The sequence below is a fragment of the Holophagales bacterium genome, assembly GCA_016719485.1.
GTDB lineage: Bacteria > Acidobacteriota > Thermoanaerobaculia > UBA5066 > UBA5066 > UBA5066.
Window position 1 is genome coordinate 346,529 of the sequence record JADJZB010000029.1, and the last position, 16,363, is coordinate 362,891.

17 protein-coding genes and 2 pseudogenes are annotated in these 16,363 nt (G+C 70.1%); 10 read left to right on the plus strand and 9 right to left on the minus strand.

The window, feature by feature from the left end:
• The first annotated feature begins 38 nt into the window (after nt 1–38).
• The 5 genes from IPN03_21590 to IPN03_21610 are packed head-to-tail and all read left to right on the plus strand — an operon-like array spanning nt 39 to nt 5,353.
• Nucleotides 39–1,382: an L-lysine 6-transaminase gene (locus IPN03_21590; protein MBK9376245.1), complete on the plus strand. Its 1,344-nt coding sequence runs from the start codon at nt 39–41 to the stop codon at nt 1,380–1,382.
• 19 nt (nt 1,383–1,401) lie between these two features.
• Complete coding sequence (gene mtgA, locus IPN03_21595) at nt 1,402–2,151, plus strand: monofunctional biosynthetic peptidoglycan transglycosylase (GenBank protein MBK9376246.1); 750 nt, start codon at nt 1,402–1,404, stop codon at nt 2,149–2,151.
• A 12-nt stretch (nt 2,152–2,163) separates the two neighbouring features.
• Nucleotides 2,164–3,006, plus strand: a complete 843-nt coding sequence (locus tag IPN03_21600; protein ID MBK9376247.1) for an Ig domain-containing protein — start codon at nt 2,164–2,166, stop codon at nt 3,004–3,006.
• Nucleotides 3,003–3,869: an AmmeMemoRadiSam system protein B gene (amrB, locus tag IPN03_21605; protein ID MBK9376248.1), complete on the plus strand. Its 867-nt coding sequence runs from the start codon at nt 3,003–3,005 to the stop codon at nt 3,867–3,869. The genes IPN03_21600 and amrB overlap by 4 nt, the downstream gene beginning before the upstream one ends.
• Nucleotides 3,869–5,353, plus strand: a complete 1,485-nt coding sequence (locus IPN03_21610) for a glycogen synthase (GenBank protein MBK9376249.1) — start codon at nt 3,869–3,871, stop codon at nt 5,351–5,353. Before amrB ends, IPN03_21610 begins: the two co-directional genes overlap by 1 nt.
• Before the next feature lie 9 nt (nt 5,354–5,362).
• Here IPN03_21610 and IPN03_21615 read toward each other — a convergent pair whose 3' ends face one another.
• The 5 genes from IPN03_21615 to pyrR all read right to left on the minus strand — a co-directional run bounded on the left by IPN03_21615 (nt 5,363) and on the right by pyrR (nt 9,634).
• Nucleotides 5,363–6,181: an inositol monophosphatase gene (locus IPN03_21615; GenBank protein ID MBK9376250.1), complete on the minus strand. Its 819-nt coding sequence runs from the start codon at nt 6,179–6,181 to the stop codon at nt 5,363–5,365.
• The gene (locus IPN03_21620) at nt 6,181–6,564 is read right to left on the minus strand and encodes a response regulator (protein MBK9376251.1); all 384 of its coding nucleotides are present in this window, start codon (nt 6,562–6,564) and stop codon (nt 6,181–6,183) included. The genes IPN03_21615 and IPN03_21620 overlap by 1 nt, the downstream gene beginning before the upstream one ends.
• A gap of 76 nt (nt 6,565–6,640) precedes the next feature.
• A complete protein-coding gene (locus IPN03_21625; GenBank protein MBK9376252.1) occupies nt 6,641–7,957 on the minus strand; it encodes a dihydroorotase in 1,317 nt (438 codons plus the stop codon).
• Nucleotides 7,950–8,819, minus strand: a complete 870-nt coding sequence (locus IPN03_21630) for an aspartate carbamoyltransferase catalytic subunit (GenBank protein MBK9376253.1) — start codon at nt 8,817–8,819, stop codon at nt 7,950–7,952. Before IPN03_21630 ends, IPN03_21625 begins: the two co-directional genes overlap by 8 nt.
• 89 nt (nt 8,820–8,908) lie before the next feature.
• Nucleotides 8,909–9,634, minus strand: a complete 726-nt coding sequence (gene pyrR / locus IPN03_21635; GenBank protein ID MBK9376254.1) for a bifunctional pyr operon transcriptional regulator/uracil phosphoribosyltransferase PyrR — start codon at nt 9,632–9,634, stop codon at nt 8,909–8,911.
• A gap of 93 nt (nt 9,635–9,727) precedes the next feature.
• On the opposite strand from pyrR, the pseudogene queA reads away from it, so the two are divergent.
• Nucleotides 9,728–10,763, plus strand: a pseudogene (gene queA, locus IPN03_21640) (tRNA preQ1(34) S-adenosylmethionine ribosyltransferase-isomerase QueA).
• On the opposite strand, the gene IPN03_21645 reads toward queA, so the two are convergent.
• From IPN03_21645 to IPN03_21655, 3 genes are all read right to left on the minus strand, one after another.
• Nucleotides 10,660–11,334, minus strand: a complete 675-nt coding sequence (locus tag IPN03_21645) for a thioredoxin family protein (protein MBK9376255.1) — start codon at nt 11,332–11,334, stop codon at nt 10,660–10,662. The pseudogene queA and the gene IPN03_21645 overlap by 104 nt on opposite strands.
• Before the next feature lie 66 nt (nt 11,335–11,400).
• Nucleotides 11,401–11,595: a hypothetical protein gene (locus IPN03_21650; protein MBK9376256.1), complete on the minus strand. Its 195-nt coding sequence runs from the start codon at nt 11,593–11,595 to the stop codon at nt 11,401–11,403.
• 126 nt (nt 11,596–11,721) lie between these two features.
• Complete coding sequence (locus IPN03_21655) at nt 11,722–12,354, minus strand: hypothetical protein (protein ID MBK9376257.1); 633 nt, start codon at nt 12,352–12,354, stop codon at nt 11,722–11,724.
• Between the two features lie 117 nt (nt 12,355–12,471).
• Between IPN03_21655 and IPN03_21660 the strand changes: the two genes are divergently transcribed.
• The gene (locus IPN03_21660; GenBank protein MBK9376258.1) at nt 12,472–12,723 is read left to right on the plus strand and encodes a hypothetical protein; all 252 of its coding nucleotides are present in this window, start codon (nt 12,472–12,474) and stop codon (nt 12,721–12,723) included.
• Nucleotides 12,724–12,954: 231 nt separating this feature from the next.
• Here IPN03_21660 and glnA read toward each other — a convergent pair.
• Nucleotides 12,955–14,285: pseudogene (glnA, locus tag IPN03_21665) on the minus strand (type I glutamate--ammonia ligase).
• 173 nt (nt 14,286–14,458) lie between these two features.
• Between glnA and IPN03_21670 the strand changes: the two are divergent.
• From IPN03_21670 to IPN03_21680, 3 genes are all read left to right on the plus strand, one after another.
• On the plus strand, nt 14,459–15,091 hold the full coding sequence (locus IPN03_21670; GenBank protein ID MBK9376259.1) for an HDIG domain-containing protein: 633 nt from the start codon (nt 14,459–14,461) through the stop codon (nt 15,089–15,091).
• Between the two features lie 91 nt (nt 15,092–15,182).
• Nucleotides 15,183–15,899 (plus strand): amidohydrolase family protein, encoded by a 717-nt coding sequence (locus tag IPN03_21675; protein MBK9376260.1) that lies wholly within the window; start codon nt 15,183–15,185, stop codon nt 15,897–15,899.
• The coding region (locus tag IPN03_21680; protein ID MBK9376261.1) for an amidohydrolase family protein at nt 15,896–16,363 on the plus strand (468 nt) is incomplete at its 3' end. The genes IPN03_21675 and IPN03_21680, both read left to right, overlap by 4 nt.

The following is a 16,363-nucleotide window of genomic DNA, read 5'->3' on the forward strand; positions in this document are numbered from 1 at the left end:
TGCGCCGCCTCGCGAAGGCGGACCGCGGCGGAGGAACCATGTCGCCCACCACCCAGATCGCCCCGGAGAACGTACTCGACGCGCTCGGCCGCCACATGCTCGTGGACGGCTATCACGTCGTCATGGACCTCGACCGTTCCCGGGGAAGCGTCATCTACGACAGCCTCCACGACGTCGAGGTCCTCGACCTCTTCTCGCACTTCGCGACGGTGCCGATCGGCTACAACCACCCGAAGCTCAAGGAGCCCTCGTTCCTCGAGGAGCTGCACCGGGCCGCCCTCACCAAGCCCGCCAACAGCGACATCTACACGCAGGAGATGGCCCGGTTCGTCGAGACGTTCGCGCGCGTCGCCGTTCCCGCGAGCCACGCCGCCCACATGTTCTTCGTCGAGGGGGGCTCGGTCGGCGTCGAGAACGCGCTGAAGGCCGCCTTCGACTGGAAGGTGCGGAAGAACTTCCGGAAGGGCTACCGGCGCGAGGTGGGGCACCAGATCATCCACTTCGAGCAGGCCTTCCACGGGCGCACCGGCTACACCCTGTCGCTGACGAACACCGCAGACCCGCGGAAGACGATGTACTTCCCCAAGTTCCCGTGGCCCCGGATCGTCAACCCGAAGCTGAGGTTCCCCGTCGACGAGGCCGAGGTCGAGCGGGTGAAGAAGGTCGAGGCGCTCGCGCTCGCCCAGGTGAAGCAGGCCCTCGTCGACAACCGCGACGACGTGGCGGCCCTGATCATCGAGCCGATCCAGGCCGAAGGGGGCGACAACCACTTCCGCGCCGAGTTCCTCGCCGCGCTGAGGCAGCTCTGCGACGAGAACGAGATGCTCCTCATCCTCGACGAGGTGCAGACCGGCATCGGCCTCACCGGCCGGATGTGGGGATTCCAGACGGTCGGGGTCGAGCCCGATCTCTTCGCCTTCGGCAAGAAGATGCAGGTCTGCGGCTTCGCCTCGAACGCGAGGATCCTCGACGAGAGCGAGAACGTCTTCACGGTGTCGTCCCGCATCAACTCGACCTGGGGAGGCAACCTCGTCGACATGGTGAGGGCCCGGAAGTACCTGGAGATCATCGAGGAGGAGCAGCTCGTCGAGAACGCCCGGGTCGTCGGCGGGTTCCTCATGGAGAAGCTCCAGGAGCTCGCGCGGGAGTTCCCCGGGAAGATGGGAAACGTCCGCGGGAAGGGCCTCTTCCTCGCCTTCGACCTCCCCGACGGCGCCACCCGCGGGAAGGTCCTCTCCACCTGGCTCCAGAAGCACAACGTCATGGGGCTCGCGTCCGGCGAGAACGCCATCCGGCTCCGGCCGGCACTGACGCTCGGCAGGGACGACGCGCTCCTCGGCGTGCAGCGACTGCGCGCCACGCTCTCGGAAGTCCTCGGCTGAAGAGGACGCCCGCCCCCTCATGAGCCGCCTCCGGGGAGTCTCGCGACGGGCGAGGCTCCTCCTCGTCGTCGCCGCCGGGCTCTTCCTCTTTCTGTTCGTGTTCGCCGTTCCGGTTCCACGCATCGTGGCGCTGCGGTTCTCCCCGCCCGCGACGACCGCCTTCCTGGAAGCGCGGAGGGAGCACCTCATCGACGCCGGAAAGAGCGGCCGGATCGACCGCCGCCCCGTTCCCATCGAGAAGGTCTCGCCTCACCTCGTCACGGCGGTTCTCGTCGCCGAGGACGCCCGGTTCTTCGAGCACCACGGGATCGACTGGGACGCGGTGAAGGCCGCCCGGGCGCGAAACCGGAAGTACCCGAAGCGGCGGCCGGTCGGCGCGTCGACGATCACCCAGCAGCTCGCCAAGAACCTCTGGCTCTCTCCCGACAGGAGCTGGACGAGGAAGGGGCGTGAGGCGGCGATCGCGTTGGCGATGGAGCTCCTCCTCCCGAAACGCACGATCCTCGCGCACTACCTCTCGGGCATCGAGTGGGGCGAGAGGGTGTACGGCTGCGAATCGGCGGCCCGAAAGTACTTCGGGGTCTCCGCGTCGGCGCTCACCCGCTCTCAGGCCGCGTGGCTCGCTGCCATGATCCCGGCACCCCGCCTCTTCCTCGCCAGCCCCCGCCGTCACGAACGGCGCGCCGCCCGGATCCTGTCCCGCATGGCCAGGGCGGGCGACATGCGGCCCCTCCTTCTCGAGGAGACCGAGAACGGGGACGCGCGGTAAAATCCGGCCACAATGAACGGTCTCACGCGCGTCCTCCCCCGCGCGGCGCTCCTCCTCGCCGCCGCTCTCGCCTTCGCCTGCGGGCAGAAGCCCACCGAGATTCGCCTGAAGAGCACGAAGCTGAAAGTCTACGGACTCGGCCGTGTCGTCTCCGTGGGTGGCGACGTGGTCGACAAGAAGGGGGAGATCGTTCCCGGCAAGACGGTTTCGTGGGAGTCCTCGGACCCGAAAGTCGCGACCGTCGACGGCCAGACGGGCGCCGTGATGACCGTCGGCGAGGGAAAGACGAGGATCATGGCCCGGCTCGGCGACCCGCCCCTCGAGGCCGTCGTCGCGCTCGAGGTCCTCGACATCGCCCTCGTCAACGTCTTCCCCTCGCGGACGACGCTCGCCGGCCCCGCCGCTTCGACGTTCCCCCTGACGCTCGAGGTGAAGAAGAGCACCGGCGAGGTCGTCGAGAGGGCGGCCGAATGGACCTCCTCCAACCCGGCGGTCGCGACGGTGGACGCCTCGGGCATCGTGACGTCCGTCGGCGAGGGCCGGGTCAACGTGAAAGCCACCGTGGGCGACGTCTCCGCCGCGGCCGACATCGTCGTGGTCCTGCGGTCCATCGAGACGCTCGAGGCGTCTCCCCTGAACATCCCGCTCAAGGTGGGCGAGCTGGCCAAGGTCGACCTCGTCGCCCGCGACCCCCAGGGAGCTGCGATCCCCGACGTGGCCGCGACCTGGACGTCTTCCGACCCGATGGTGGCCACCTGCTCGGGCGGAACGGTCCTGGCGATCGGGCCCGGTTCGGCCACGATACGCGCGGCCTGCGGCGCGAAGACCGCAGAAGTGTCGGTGATCGTGTTTTGAGCGAAACCGTCCGGCTCCCCGCGGTTGCCGGACTCTTCTACGAAAGCGGCGCTCAGGCGCTCGGGGCCGAGGTGGAAGGATTCCTCTCGGCGGTACCGGGCCCGCGGCTCGTCGAGACGGCGTGGCGCGCGCTCCTCCTGCCGCACGCCGGGCACGTGTATTCCGGGGCGATCTGCGGGGCGGGCGTCGGGGCCGTCGAGCTGCCGCCGACCGTCCTCCTGATCGGCCCCAATCACCACGGGGAAGGGGCCGGCGTCGCCCTCAGCGACGCCCCGGCCTGGAGGACTCCTCTCGGCGACGCTCCTGTCGCAACGGCCCTCGTCGAAGAGCTCCTCGCGGCGGGGCCATCCCTCCGGCTCGACGGAAAGGCCCACCGGCGCGAGCACTCCCTCGAGGTCATCGTCCCGTTCCTGCAGGCGGCCCGTCCGGACGTCTCCCTGGCCTTCCTCTCGCTCGGCGAGCCCGACCTCGACGCCTGCCTCCGGGTGGGACGCGCGGTGGCGCGGGCCGTATCGCGCCTGGAGGCCGGGGGAGGCAGGGTCGCCCTCGTCGTCTCGTCCGACCTGAACCACTACCTCCCCCGCGAGAAGAACCGCGAGAAGGACGACCGCGCCCTCGAGGCGCTCCTCGCCGGTGACCCGGTCGAGCTCTTCGAGCGCGTCCTCGTCCGGGAGCGGATCTCCATGTGCGGAGTCCTCGCGGCGACGGCGCTTCTCGAGGCGCTCCGGGGCCTGCCGCCCACCCGCCCGCGACTCGTCGCGCAGGGAGACTCGGGAGACGCCTTCGGCGACACGAGCCGCGTCGTCGGCTACGCCGCCGTCCTCTGGGAAACCTCCAGCGATCCAGGAGAAAGGGAGAACTGATGCGCGTTGCGAACCTTTCGGCCGAGGTCTCGCCCTTCGCCAAGACGGGCGGCCTCGGCGACGTCGTCTCGTCCCTTCCGAAGGCCCTCGCCGCAACCGGCCACGCCGTCGACGTCTGGGCCCCGTTCTTCCTCGAGGCCGCCGCGTGGTTCCGGCGCCGCGGGACGTGGCCCGAGCAGGAGCTCGAACCCTTCGACGTCTCGGTCATGGGGACGTCCCACCGCGTCGCCATCCTGCGCTCGACGCTTCCCGGAAGCACGGTCCCGGTCCACTTCGTCGCGCACGACCCCCTGTTCCACCGCCCCGGCGGTCTCTACGCAACGAACGAGCACGGCGCCGACGACGGCATCTGGCGATTCAGCCTCTTCGTGAGGGCCGCCATCGAGGGGATGAAACGCCTCGGCGACCGGCCGCAGGTGATTCACACGCACGACTGGCACCCCGGCCTCGCAACGATGCTCGGCGCGTGGAGCTCCTGGCGCGACCCCTGGTTCGACGACATCGCCTCCGTCCTGACCATCCACAACGTCGGATACCAGGGGATCTACGGCCCCGAGAAGCTCCCCGTTCTCGGTCTGCCGCCGGAGACCTGGACCGGCGGTCTCGTGGAGCACGGAGGGGCGATCAACATGATGAAGGGGGCCATCGTCGCGGCCGACATGGTGACGACGGTGTCGCCCACCTACGCGTGGGAGATTCGCACGCCCGAAGGGGGCGCCGGCCTCGACGGCGTCCTGCGGCTCAAAGCGTCCCGGCTCACCGGCATCCTGAACGGCATCGACCGGCAGGAGTGGAACCCGGAGACCGATCCGCACCTCCCCTCCCACTACGGCCTCGACGACCTGCGGGGCAAGCTCGACTGTCGCGCCGAGCTCTGCCACCTCGCCGACTTCGAGACGGCCGACCCCGCGATGATCGTCGGCTCCGTCGGCCGCCTCGTCCCGCAGAAGGGCTACGACATCCTCCTCGAAGCCGCCCCCGAGCTGATCCGCCGCGGGGTGAGGATCGTCGTCCTCGGGTCCGGCGAGCCGGCGCTCGAAGGGGCCATGCGCCTTCTCGAGGCCCACTTCCCGAGACGGTTCAAGGGCTTCATCGGCTACGACGACGCCCTCTCGCACAAGATCCAGGCCGGAAGCGACGTCCTCGTCATGCCGTCGCGCTACGAGCCGTGCGGCCTGACGCAGATGTACGCCCTCGCCTATGGCACCGTCCCCGTCGTCCGCAGGACCGGGGGCCTGGCCGACTCGATCATCGGCCTCCACGGCGAGAACCTCGAATGGGCGACCGGCTTTCACTTCGACGACGCCTCGCCCCACGCGCTCGCCGCCGAGGTCCTCCACGCCCAGAACGTCTTCTTCCACCGCGACGCGTGGTCGCGCCTCGTGAAGAACGGAATGAAGGCCGACTTTTCCTGGGGCCGCTCGGCCAACGACTACGAGCTCGTCTACCGACGCGCGCGGGAGGTGCGCGGACTGCCCTGGTAGGGACCTCGCCTACAGATCTTCGTCGCGGACCCCGACGTCCGCGACGAGCCTGGCGAGCGCCTCGTGGACGCCCGGGCCGGCCGCGAGGATGTTCCCGCGCTCCCGCCACGCGCCGCCCCCGTCGAAGTCGGTCACGAGCCCTCCGGCTTCGGTCACGAGGACAGCGCCCGCGGCCGAGTCCCACGGAGAGAGTCCCAGCTCGAAGAATCCGTCGAAGATGCCGGCCGAAACGTAGGCGAGGTCGAGGGCCGCGCTCCCGGCGCGACGGATCGACTGTACCTCCAGGAAGACCGCCTTGAAGACCCTCAGATACGTGTCGATCCGGGCCTGGATCCGGAACGGGAAGCCCGTCGCGAGCGCAGCGCCGGCGAGGCCGGACCTCTGTGGAACACGGACGCGATGCCCGTTCCGGAACGCGCCGGCTCCCTTTTCCGCGACGAAGAGGTCCTTCTTGACGGGATCCCAGACGACGCCGAGGACGAGCTCGCCGCTGCGCCCTCCCGCGGTCCGGCCGATGGAGACCGCCCAGTGCGGAAAGCCCCGGACGAAGTTCGCCGTGCCGTCCAGCGGGTCGACGATCCAGGCGGGGGCGTCGGGGTCCAACCCTGCTGTCCCTCCCTCCTCGCCGACGAAGAGGTCCGAAGGGAAGGCGCCGAGGAGGATCTCCTTCACGAGCGCTTCGCTCTCGCGGTCGGCGCGGGAGACGACGTCGTTGCGCCCCTTTTCCTCGACCTCCGACGGGTCGAGCGAGCCGAAGTACCCGAGGAGCAGCTCGCCCGCCTGGCCGGCGGCCTCCACGGCGGCCTGGAGTGCCCGCGAGCCCTCCATCAATGCCGGAAGACGATGCTGTCGAGAATCATCAGGAACGCGCTCTGCTGCTGCGCCTCGGTCTTGTTGATGACGGCCAGGCACGCTCCCTGCGGAAAGAGCCGATGGAGCTCGTCGGCGTCGTGGCCGGAGACGATGACGATCCGCCGTTCGCTCACGCCGCGCTCCTTCGCGAAGCGGGCGACGGAGCGGCCGTCGAGGACCGGCATCTCGAGGTCGACGAGGAGGAGGTCGACGTCCGGCCCGAGGTGGGACAGGGCCTCCACCGGATCCTGGTACGACTCGAACGAGACCTTCTCACCGTACCGGTCCGCGAAGATTCCCCTCCACGAGGCGGCGTAGGCCGGCGAATCGTCCACGAGGACGACCCGCTTGGCTGGCATCGGGGAGAGAGCGGACGGGTCGATGTCGGGCATTGGCGAACGTGCGAGACGAAGCGGCGCGACGCGACGACCGGCGTCAGCCGGCGGCCTCGGCCGAGGGAGCGGCGCCGAACCGGTGGACTTCCCGGCCGCCGACGAACGTCCGTTCGATGCGCCCGCGAAGGGTCTTTCCCGCCCAGGGTGAGTTCGTCGAGAGCGAGCGGAACGACGAGAACGTCGTCGAACGTGACGTCGAGAAGAGGACGACGTCGGCGGGAGCCCCTTCCGAGAGGGTGCCGTACGGCAGTCCGAAGAGCCGCGCCGGAGCGGTGGACATCGCCTCGACGAGCCGGGAGAGAGAGAGAAGGCGCGGGAGGACGAGCCCGTCGAGGAGGACGGAGAACGCCGTCTCGAGGCCGGTGACTCCGAACGGCGCCGCCGCGAACTCCATCGCCTTCTCGTCGTCGTGGTGCGGCGCGTGGTCCGTTGCGACGCAGTCGATCGTACCGTCGGCCAGGGCGGAGACGAGCGCCTGCCGGTCCGCCTCGTCGCGAAGCGGGGGGTTCATCTTGAAGCGGGTGTCGTAGCTGGAGCGGGCGAGGTCCTCGTCCGTCAGCATCAGGTGGTGGGGCGTGACCTCGCAGCTCACGGGGACGTGCGCGGCACGGGCGCGCCGGATCGCCGCGAGGCTGTCCCTCACGGAGACGTGCGCCACGTGGAGACGGGCCCCCGTGAGCGCCGCGAGCTCGACGTCGCGGGCGACCATCGTCGACTCGGCGACCGCGGGCCAGCCGGGAAGCCCGAGGCGGGTCGAGGCCCAGCCCTCGTTCATCTGGCCGCCTGCCACGAGGTTCGGGTCCTCCTCGTGGACGACGACCGGCAGGTCGAACATCGAGGCGTACTCCAGCGCCCGCCGCATCAGGTCGGCGTTGACGACCGGCTTGCCGTCGTCGGAGATCGCGACGATCCCCTCGGCCTTCATCAGGCCGATCTCGGCGAGCGCGACCCCCTTCTGGCCCTTCGAGACGGCGCCGATCGGGAGGACGCGCACGCGCGCCGTCTCGCGGATCCGCTTCTGGACGAACGACGCCGTCGGCGCGTCGTCGATCACGGGATCGGTGTTCGGCATGCAGCAGACGGTCGTGTAGCCGCCCGCCGCCGCGGACTCGGAGCCGGACGCGATCGTCTCCTTCCACTCGAACCCGGGCTCGCGGAAGTGGACGTGGAGGTCGACGAAGCCGGGGGCGACGACGAGGCCGGAAGCGTCGACGGAGACGGCCCCGCGGGGAAGGGCAATCCGCTCGTCGACCTTCGCCACGACCCCGCCCTCGAGGAGGACGTCGAGCGGGGCGTCGAGGCCGCGCGACGGGTCGACGACCCGCCCGCCGGTGATCAGGACAGGGGCCTCATTCATCGCCGGTCACTCCGATGAGCAGGTACAGCACCGCCATCCGCACCGCGACGCCCGCCTCGACCTGGTCGAGGATGACCGAACCGGGGCCGTCGGCAACGGCGGAGTCGATCTCGACGCCCCGGTTCATCGGGCCGGGGTGCATGACGATGGCGTCCTTGCGGGCGAGCTTTCGCCGCTGGGGCGTCAGGCCGAAGAACTCGTAGTACTCGCGGTCGGACGGGAAGCCGAGGCCTCCTCCCCGCTCCTTCTGGACACGGAGCATCATCACGACGTCCGCGCCGTCGATCGCTTCCTCGATCCGCGTCGTGACGCGGGCGCCGGTTCGCTCGATCTCTGGCGGGAGCAGGGTACGGGGTCCGGCGAGCGTCACCTCGGCTCCCATCTTCGGCAGGAGCGCGAGGTTCGAGCGAGCGACACGGCTGAAGCGGACGTCGCCGCAGATCGCCACGCGGAGCCCTTCGAGCTTCCCTTTCACCCTGCGCATCGTGAAGGCGTCGAGGAGCGCCTGGGTCGGGTGCGCGTGCGTCCCGTCGCCGGCGTTGATGACCGCGCACTTCAGGTTCCGGGCGAGGAAGTGGGGAGCGCCGGAGGCCTGGTGCCGGATGACGATGGCGTCGGGCGCCATCGCCTCGAGATTCCTGCAGGTGTCGAGGAGGGTCTCCCCCTTGGCGGCCGACGAGGTCGCGGCGGCGAAGGAGATCGAGTCGGCCGTGAGGCGCCGTTCGGCGATCTCGAAGGAGAACCTGGTCCGCGTCGAGTTCTCGTAGAAGAGGTTCGCGACGAGACGCCCCCGGAGGGTCGGGACCTTCTTGATCGTCCGCTTGTTGATCTCGGCCATCGAGTCGGCCGTGTCCAGGATCATCTGGATCTCGGCCTTGGAAAGCGACTCGATGTCGAGGAGATCCTTCTTCGTGAAGGAGGCGGGGTCGGCCGGAGCTTCGGGCTTCCTGCTCACCGCTTTCCGCGGCCGCTCCCCTTCGGGGCGGCTTTTCCGGCCACTGGGCGGGCGGCCTTCTTGTCCGGAGCCTTCCTTACGGAGACCTTCTTGACCGGGGCCGGCTTCTTCGGGGCCTTCCTCGCGACCTTCGGGGCGCCCGTCGTCCGGGACGCGGCCTTCGCGGCGTGGCGGTCGAGAAGCCAGACGTCGTCTTCTCCGTCCGTCTCCTTGAACGTGACGGAAACGACCTCGGTGGCGGACGTGGCGATCTTCTTCCCCACGAGCTGCGCTTCGATCGGAAGCTCGCGGCGCCCCCGGTCGACGAGGACCGCGAGGACGATCCGGCGAGGCCGCCCGAAGTCGAGGATCGCGTCGATGGCCGCGCGGACCGTCCGCCCCGTGTAGAGAACGTCGTCGCAGAGGACGATCGTCTTCGTCTCCACCGGGAAGGAGATGTCGGTTCGCTTGAGGACCGGCGACGAGGCGACGGTCGTCAGGTCGTCGCGATAGAGCGTGATGTCGAGGAGGCCAACGGGGATCCGGACCCCTTCGGTCTTCTCGATCTCCAGCGCGAGCCGCCGCGCGAGCGGGACGCCGCGCGTCCGGATTCCGACGAGAGCGAACCCTTCGACGCCGCCCGCCGCCTCGACGACCTCGCGCGCCATCCGGGCGATGACGCGGGACATGCCGGCGGGATCCATCAGCCTGAGCTTGCGGTAGGTGCCGTTGGCTTCGCCCATCGTTCGAACCGGCGGGACACTACACGCGAGGGCTCCCGGCGTCAACGCGTCACGAAAGGGACCGCGGACCGCGAAGCGGCCACAATCCCACCCGTGGACGTCTCCGACTTCGACTTCGACCTCCCCCCGGAAGCGATCGCCCAGCGCCCGGCGCCGCGCGGCACCTCGCGGCTCATGACGCTCGACAGGGCCAGCGGCGAGATCGGGCACCGGGGTGTCTCGGACCTCCCGTCGCTCCTCCTGCCGGGAGACCTCCTGGTCGTGAACGACACCCGCGTCATCCCCGCCCGCCTCTTCGGGCGCGACCCCGAGGGGCGGCGCACCGAGTTCCTCCTCGTCGAGAAGACGGAAGACGCCGCCTCGTGGGACTGCCTCGCGAAACCGGGACGCCGCGCGAAACCGGGGAAGACGTTCGAATTCGGTGAGGGCCTCTCGGGCATCGTCACGGGCAAGGGGGCTTCGGGGCACTACCGCATCGCCTTTTCGGGGACTCCCCTCGAGGAAGCGCTGCCGAGGGTCGGGACGACGCCGCTTCCCCCCTACATCCACCGCGAGGGGGGCGTCGCCGACGCCCGGGACGCCGAGGAGTATCAGACCGTCTACGCCCGCGAGCCGGGCGCCATCGCCGCCCCGACCGCCGGCCTTCACCTCAGCTCCGAGCTCCTCGAGGCGCTTCGGGCCCGGGGCGTGGAGGTCGCCTCCGTGACGCTTCACGTCGGGATCGGCACGTTCAAGCCTGTGAAGGCCGAACGGGTCGAAGGAGCACCGGATGGACCCGGAGCGCGGCATCGTGCCCGCGGAAACGGCTGAAGCCATCCGCCGGGCGAAGGCGGAAGGGCGGCGGATCGTCGCCGTCGGCACGACGAGCGTGAGGACGCTCGAAGCTTCCGCTCGCGAACACGGCGGGCGGGTCGTCCCGGGTCCGTTCCAGACGCGCCTCTTCCTCGTCCCGGGAGCGGACTTCCTCGTGGTGGACGCCGTCCTGACGAACTTCCACCTCCCCCGCTCCACGCTCCTGATGCTCGTCAGCGCGTTCGCGGGGCGCGAGAGGATCCTGGCCGCCTACCGCGAGGCCGTCGCCTCCGGCTACCGCTTCTTCTCCTACGGCGACGCGATGCTCGTGAGCTGACGGGATCGGGGAGCGCCGGCGAGGCGCGCCCGGTCGCTGACGGCGGAAAGGCGGCGCGGATCGTCTCGGATTCCGCGGCGGTCATCCGCGGCGCTCCCTTCCGGAGCATCGCGACGAAGGCGTCGAGCTCGTCCACCTTCGAGGGGAATCCGATATTCGTGCCCGGGCCGGCCAGGTTCGACGTCGCGATCGCTCGGCGCGACTTCCGGTCGAAGACCGCCGTGAACGGCAACCCGGCGTCCTTGCCCGCGATCGACGCCAGGAGCTCCTCGGCGCCCGGGTTCTCCAAGGCTTCCTTCTCTCCCCGTTCGAGGACGGTCAGCCCCGTCTTCTCGAAGTGACGCTCGAGGATCTCCTTCGCCGAAGGTGCGGAGAGCACGGCCTCGAGCTTGCGGCACCAGCCGCACCAGGATGCGTGGAAGACGACGAGGATGTTCTTCTTCCCCGGCTTGGCGGCCTTCGCCGCTGCGGCGAGAACCGACTCGGCGGACTCGGGGCCCGCCAGGGCGTTCGGACCCGCGAGGAGCATCCCGCCGAGAACGACGCTGGCGATGAGACGACGGCTCGACATGACGCGGGAGTCTCACCCGGATCCGCGACCAGCAGGTGCCGCCGACCCGGGGCCCGTGACGATGGCCTACTCGCCAGCCAGGCGCTTGAGGACCCGGTCGGCCTCGGCCGCCGTCGCCGGTCTCCAGCCCGAACCGAAGCCCGCCCCGAGGAGCTTCCGGAGATCCCTGACTTCCATGCCCGCGAGCGCCGCAAGGAGCTTCCTGGCCTCGACGGCGACGGCCTTCGACTCCTCTTCCCCGGCGTCGCGGCGGAAAGGCACGGGCCGCGTCGGCCGAATCCGCGTACTCCGTCGTCCAGTCCTCGTGCAGGTAGCCCCGAAAGGCCTCCCGGATGGCCGGGTACTTGCGCGTGTCGATCGGTTCGGGCGTCTTCTTTGGTGCTGCGGTCATCGGGAAGCCTCCGGATACGACGTCAGGACATAGTAGATCTCTGTCTGGGTGTTCCACTTCAGGATGACGAGGGCCCTCTTGCAGGGAACCGGAGCCTTGCCTCCCCGCCGGAGGGACCGGCCGAGGACCTTGCCGTTCCCCGCCCACTCGACGACGAGGTTCGCACGGGAACCTTCGCGCCTCACCCACCGGTCGATCCTCTTCTTGCTGGCCATGATGGCCGCCGCCACGGCCTCCTCGGCCGTCAGGCGGTCGGTGTACGTCGAGGCCGCGGAGATCCGCTGGTCGCGGCGCAGCCGTTCGCGCAGCTCGGCGTCGCTCAGGCCGACGTGCCGGGCAAGGGTGTGCCCGCCCCGTTTCTCGTCCCGGGCGAGGTCACGGCGCTTCGCGGCCTCGGCGGACGGCGAGACACCGACAACCGCCGCGAGGGTCAGGAAGACGAAGAGAAGGCCGGGCGGAATGACGGGGTAAGGCGGGCACGCACGGGGGCGGAGGTTAGCTGAAGCGTCGGCTTTGCGCGCGAGCGCCCCATTTCCGCCGTTCCCGAACCGGCCGCTCCGGTACGCCGTCTCGCCTCGGCCCCGCCCGCAGCCGGCTGTCGACGACCGTTCGGGAGACGGCCCCTCCATCGAAGAGCCGGACGATCCGCCCCTGCCATGGACCTCGCTCGGCGGCCGTGCGCCCGGACCCTTCCTACCGCTTGACAGTCGCGCCGCCCCGCCGGATCGTCCCACCCGAGCCCGCAGATGACCGACGCCTCGTCCCGCTCGTCCAACCGCCTTCTCGAGATCCTCACGGCGAAGATCGCCGCAGAGACCGGCGCCGGTCCCGATCTCGCGCGCGAGCTGGCCACCTCCGCCCTCACGTCACCTTCCGTCGACGAGGACGAGCCGATCGTTCTCTTCGACAACGGAGGCCGCGAGGTTGCCCGGATCCAGTTCGCCCTCGTCGAGGAAGCCTTCGACGAGCTGGACGACGAGGAAGACGGGAAGGGCTGAGCACGGCTCGCCGGGCCCCACCCCGGCTCCCCCGGCGGCCCGGGGTTCCTTCAGATCGCGCCCGTAGGGGCTTCCTCACCGCGCGGAAGGGGGTACGGGACTCGCCGGGGCCCCACCCCCGGCTCCCCCGGCGGTCCGGGTTTCCTTCAGATCGCGCCCGCAGGGCGGCTTCCTCACCGCGCGGAAGGGGGCACGGGGGAAACCCGGCGGCCCGGGGTTCCCCCGTTCACCTCAATACGCCTGCAGGTACTCGTCGACCTCCCACGGGTGAACCCGCGAGATGTAGGTCGCCCACTCGGCCCGCTTGGCCTGGACGAAGTGCTCGTGGATGTGGTCGCCGAGCGCGTTCTTCACGACGTCGTCCTTCTCGAGGCAGTCGAGGGCCTCGGAGAGGTTCGCCGGGAGCTGCTCGATCTTCCGGCGCTTCTTCTCGCGCTCGGTCATCTCGAAGATGTTCTCGTTCACCGGCTCGCCGGCCTCGATCTTGTTCTTGATGCCGTCGAGCCCCGCCGCGAGCATCACGGCGAAGGCGAGGTAGGGGTTGCAGGCGGGGTCCGGCATCCGGACCTCGCAGCGCGTCCCCATGCCGCGCCGCGCCGGGATGCGGACCATCGGCGAGCGGTTGCGCTCGGACCAGGCGACGTTGATCGGCGCCTCGTAGCCCGGGACGAGCCGCTTGTAGGAATTGACGAGCGGGTTCGTCACCGCCGCGATCGCCTTCGCGTGCTTGAGGACGCCGCCGATGTAGTACATCGCGATCTTCGAGAGCTGGAAGGGGGCCTTCGGGTCGAAGAACGCGTTCTTCGGGCTCGCCGCGGTCCCCGTCATGAGCGACTGGTGAACGTGCATCCCCGAGCCGTTCACGCCGAAGATCGGCTTGGGCATGAACGTGGCGTGGAGGCCGTGGTCCATCGCGACCTTCTTCACGATGAGCTTGAAGGTCGTGACGTTGTCCGCCGTCGCGACCGCGTCGCCGTACTTGAAGTCGATCTCGTGCTGCCCGGGGGCGACCTCGTGGTGCGCCGCCTCGACCTCGAAGCCCATCGCCTCGAGGGCGACGACGATGTCGCGCCGGGCGTCCTCGCCGCGGTCGACCGGGGTGAGGTCGAAGTAGCCGCCCGAGTCGTGCGTGTCGACGATGGGGTCGCCGGCCGCGTCGCGGCGGAACAGGAAGAACTCCGCCTCGGGGCCCGTCATCAGGGAGTAGCCGAACCGTGCCTTCTCCTCTGCCTCTTCAGGGTCTGGCGCGGACAGCCGGCGAACGGCTGGCCGTCGGGGGTGATGACGTCACAGACGAGACGGGCCACCTTCCCGTTCGTGTGCGACCACGGAAAGATCCGGAAGGTGTCGAGGTCGGGCACGAGGCCCATGTCCGACTCCTCGATCCGGGTGAACCCCTCGATCGACGACCCGTCGAACTGGATCTCGCCGGCCAGCGCCTTCTCGAACTGGGAACGCGGGACCTCGACGTTCTTGATGATTCCGAGGATGTCCGTGAACTGCAGGCGCAGGAACCGGACCCCTTCCTTGTCGCAGGTCTTCAGGATCTCGACGGCCTTCATTCCATGTCTTGCTCCTTCTTCCGGATCGGGCCGGAACGGCGGAATCTGACGCATCGCGGCAAGTTCGTCAAGCAAATTCTCAGAAATGCCAGTGACGACATTAAATTCTATCAAAACGGATAAAAATATCCTTTTTACGGGCCTCTCCGGTCCGGCCCGAGGGATACTCGTCCATGACCGCTCCAACCCGCCAGAACGCCTGGGCCCTCCTGACGGAATTCACCGCTTCGCAGGCGCTTCGCCGCCACGCCCTCGCCGTGGAGGCCTCCATGCGCCACCTCGCCCGCGCGTCCGGCGCGACGGACGAGGCGGAGGTGGAGCGCTGGGGTCTCGTCGGCCTCCTCCACGACTTCGACTACGAGAGGTACCCCACCGAGGCGGACCACGTCTTCCGCGGCATGGAGATCCTCCGCGAGCGCGCCTGGCCGGAGGACCTGATCAAGGCCATCGGCGGCCACGCCTTCTACACGGGCATTCCGCGCGAGACGCCGATGGAGAAGGCGATCCTGGCGACCGACGAGCTGACGGGCTTCGTCGGGGCCTGCGCCCTGATCCGCCCGTCGAAGAGGATTTCGGAGGTTCCGGTCGAGTCGGTCCTGAAGAGACTGAAAGAAAAGGCCTTCGCCCAGAAGGTCGACCGCGAGTACGTGAGGCGGGGCGCGGAAGAGTGGGGCCTGCCCTTGCCGGAGCTCGTCGGCCTGGTCCTCGCTTCGCAGGTGCCGATCGCCGCTGCCCTCGGACTCGATGGCGCCCCGGCCGCCGACCTGCCCGACGTGCCCTGCCCGCCCGCACCGCCCGCACCCTGACGCCCTGCGGCCCGGGGTCCGGCCCCGGGCGTGCGCCTCCCGGCCCTCTCCCGTCTCGACGCGCGGGGCTCGCGGGCCGATACTCCGCCAGATGCGCGCCCTACTCATCGAGAACGCCCTCGTCGCCGGGATGCGCTCGGCCGACGACCTCCACCCTGCCGGCGCCGTCTGGGCCGTGGACGGGGTCATCCGCGCCCTCGGCTCGCAGGCGCGGGCCGCCGCCGCGGCCGCCGGCGCACGTGGCGAGCCCGTCGAACGGGTCGACGCGGAGGGCCTCTGGCTCTTCCCGGGATTCGTCCAGACCCACATCCACCTCTGCCAGACGCTCCTTCGCAACGGCCCCGACGACCTCCCTCTCCTTCCGTGGCTGAAGACGCACGTCTGGCCCGGCGAGGCGGCCCACGACGAGGAGACGCTCTTCCTTTCCGCCCGACTCGGCCTCGCGGAGCTGGCGGCCGGAGGAACGACCGCGATCCTCGACATGGGGACGGTGAGGCACACCGACGCCGTCTTCCGCGCGGCGGAGGCGTCGGGCCTCAGGGTCACGAGCGGGAACGCCCTCATGGACGACCCTTCGACGAGCCCTCCCTATCTCTTCGCAGAGACGGAGGAGGCGCTCGCCGAGGGGGAGCGGCTCTTCGCCCGCTGGCACGGCACCGCGGGCGGACGGCTCCGCTTCGCCTGGTGCCCGCGCTTCGCCGTCTCCTGCACGGACCGGATCCTCCGCGAGGCGGCGTCGAGGGCCCGCTCCCAGGGCGTCCTCGTCCACACGCACGCCTCCGAGAACCGCGACGAGATCGGCTCGTGAGGTCCCGGAGCGGCCGCGCGAACATCGAGCACCTGCGCGACCTCGGCATTGCGGGGCCCGCGACGGTTCTCGCCCACGTGATCCACACGAACGAAGAGGAGCGGCGCCTCCTTGCGGACGACGGGACCGCCGTCGCCCACTGCCCCTCCTCGAACCTGAAGCTCGCCTCCGGAATCTGCCCCGTCCCCGACTACCTCGCCCGCGGGATCCGCGTCACGCTCGGCGCCGACGGCGCCCCGTGCAACGACCGGCTGGACCCCTTCTCGGAGATGCGGCACGCGGCTCTCCTTCAGAAGGTCGCCTCCGGTCCCGCGGCGCTGACCGCCTGGCAGGTCGCCCGGATGGCGACGGCCGAGGGGGCCGCGGCGCTCGGCCTCGGCGCCGTCTGCGGGACGATCGAGGTGGGAAAGCGGGCCGACGTCGTCCTCCTCGACCCCTCCGCCGGCTTCGCGCGGCCGATCTCC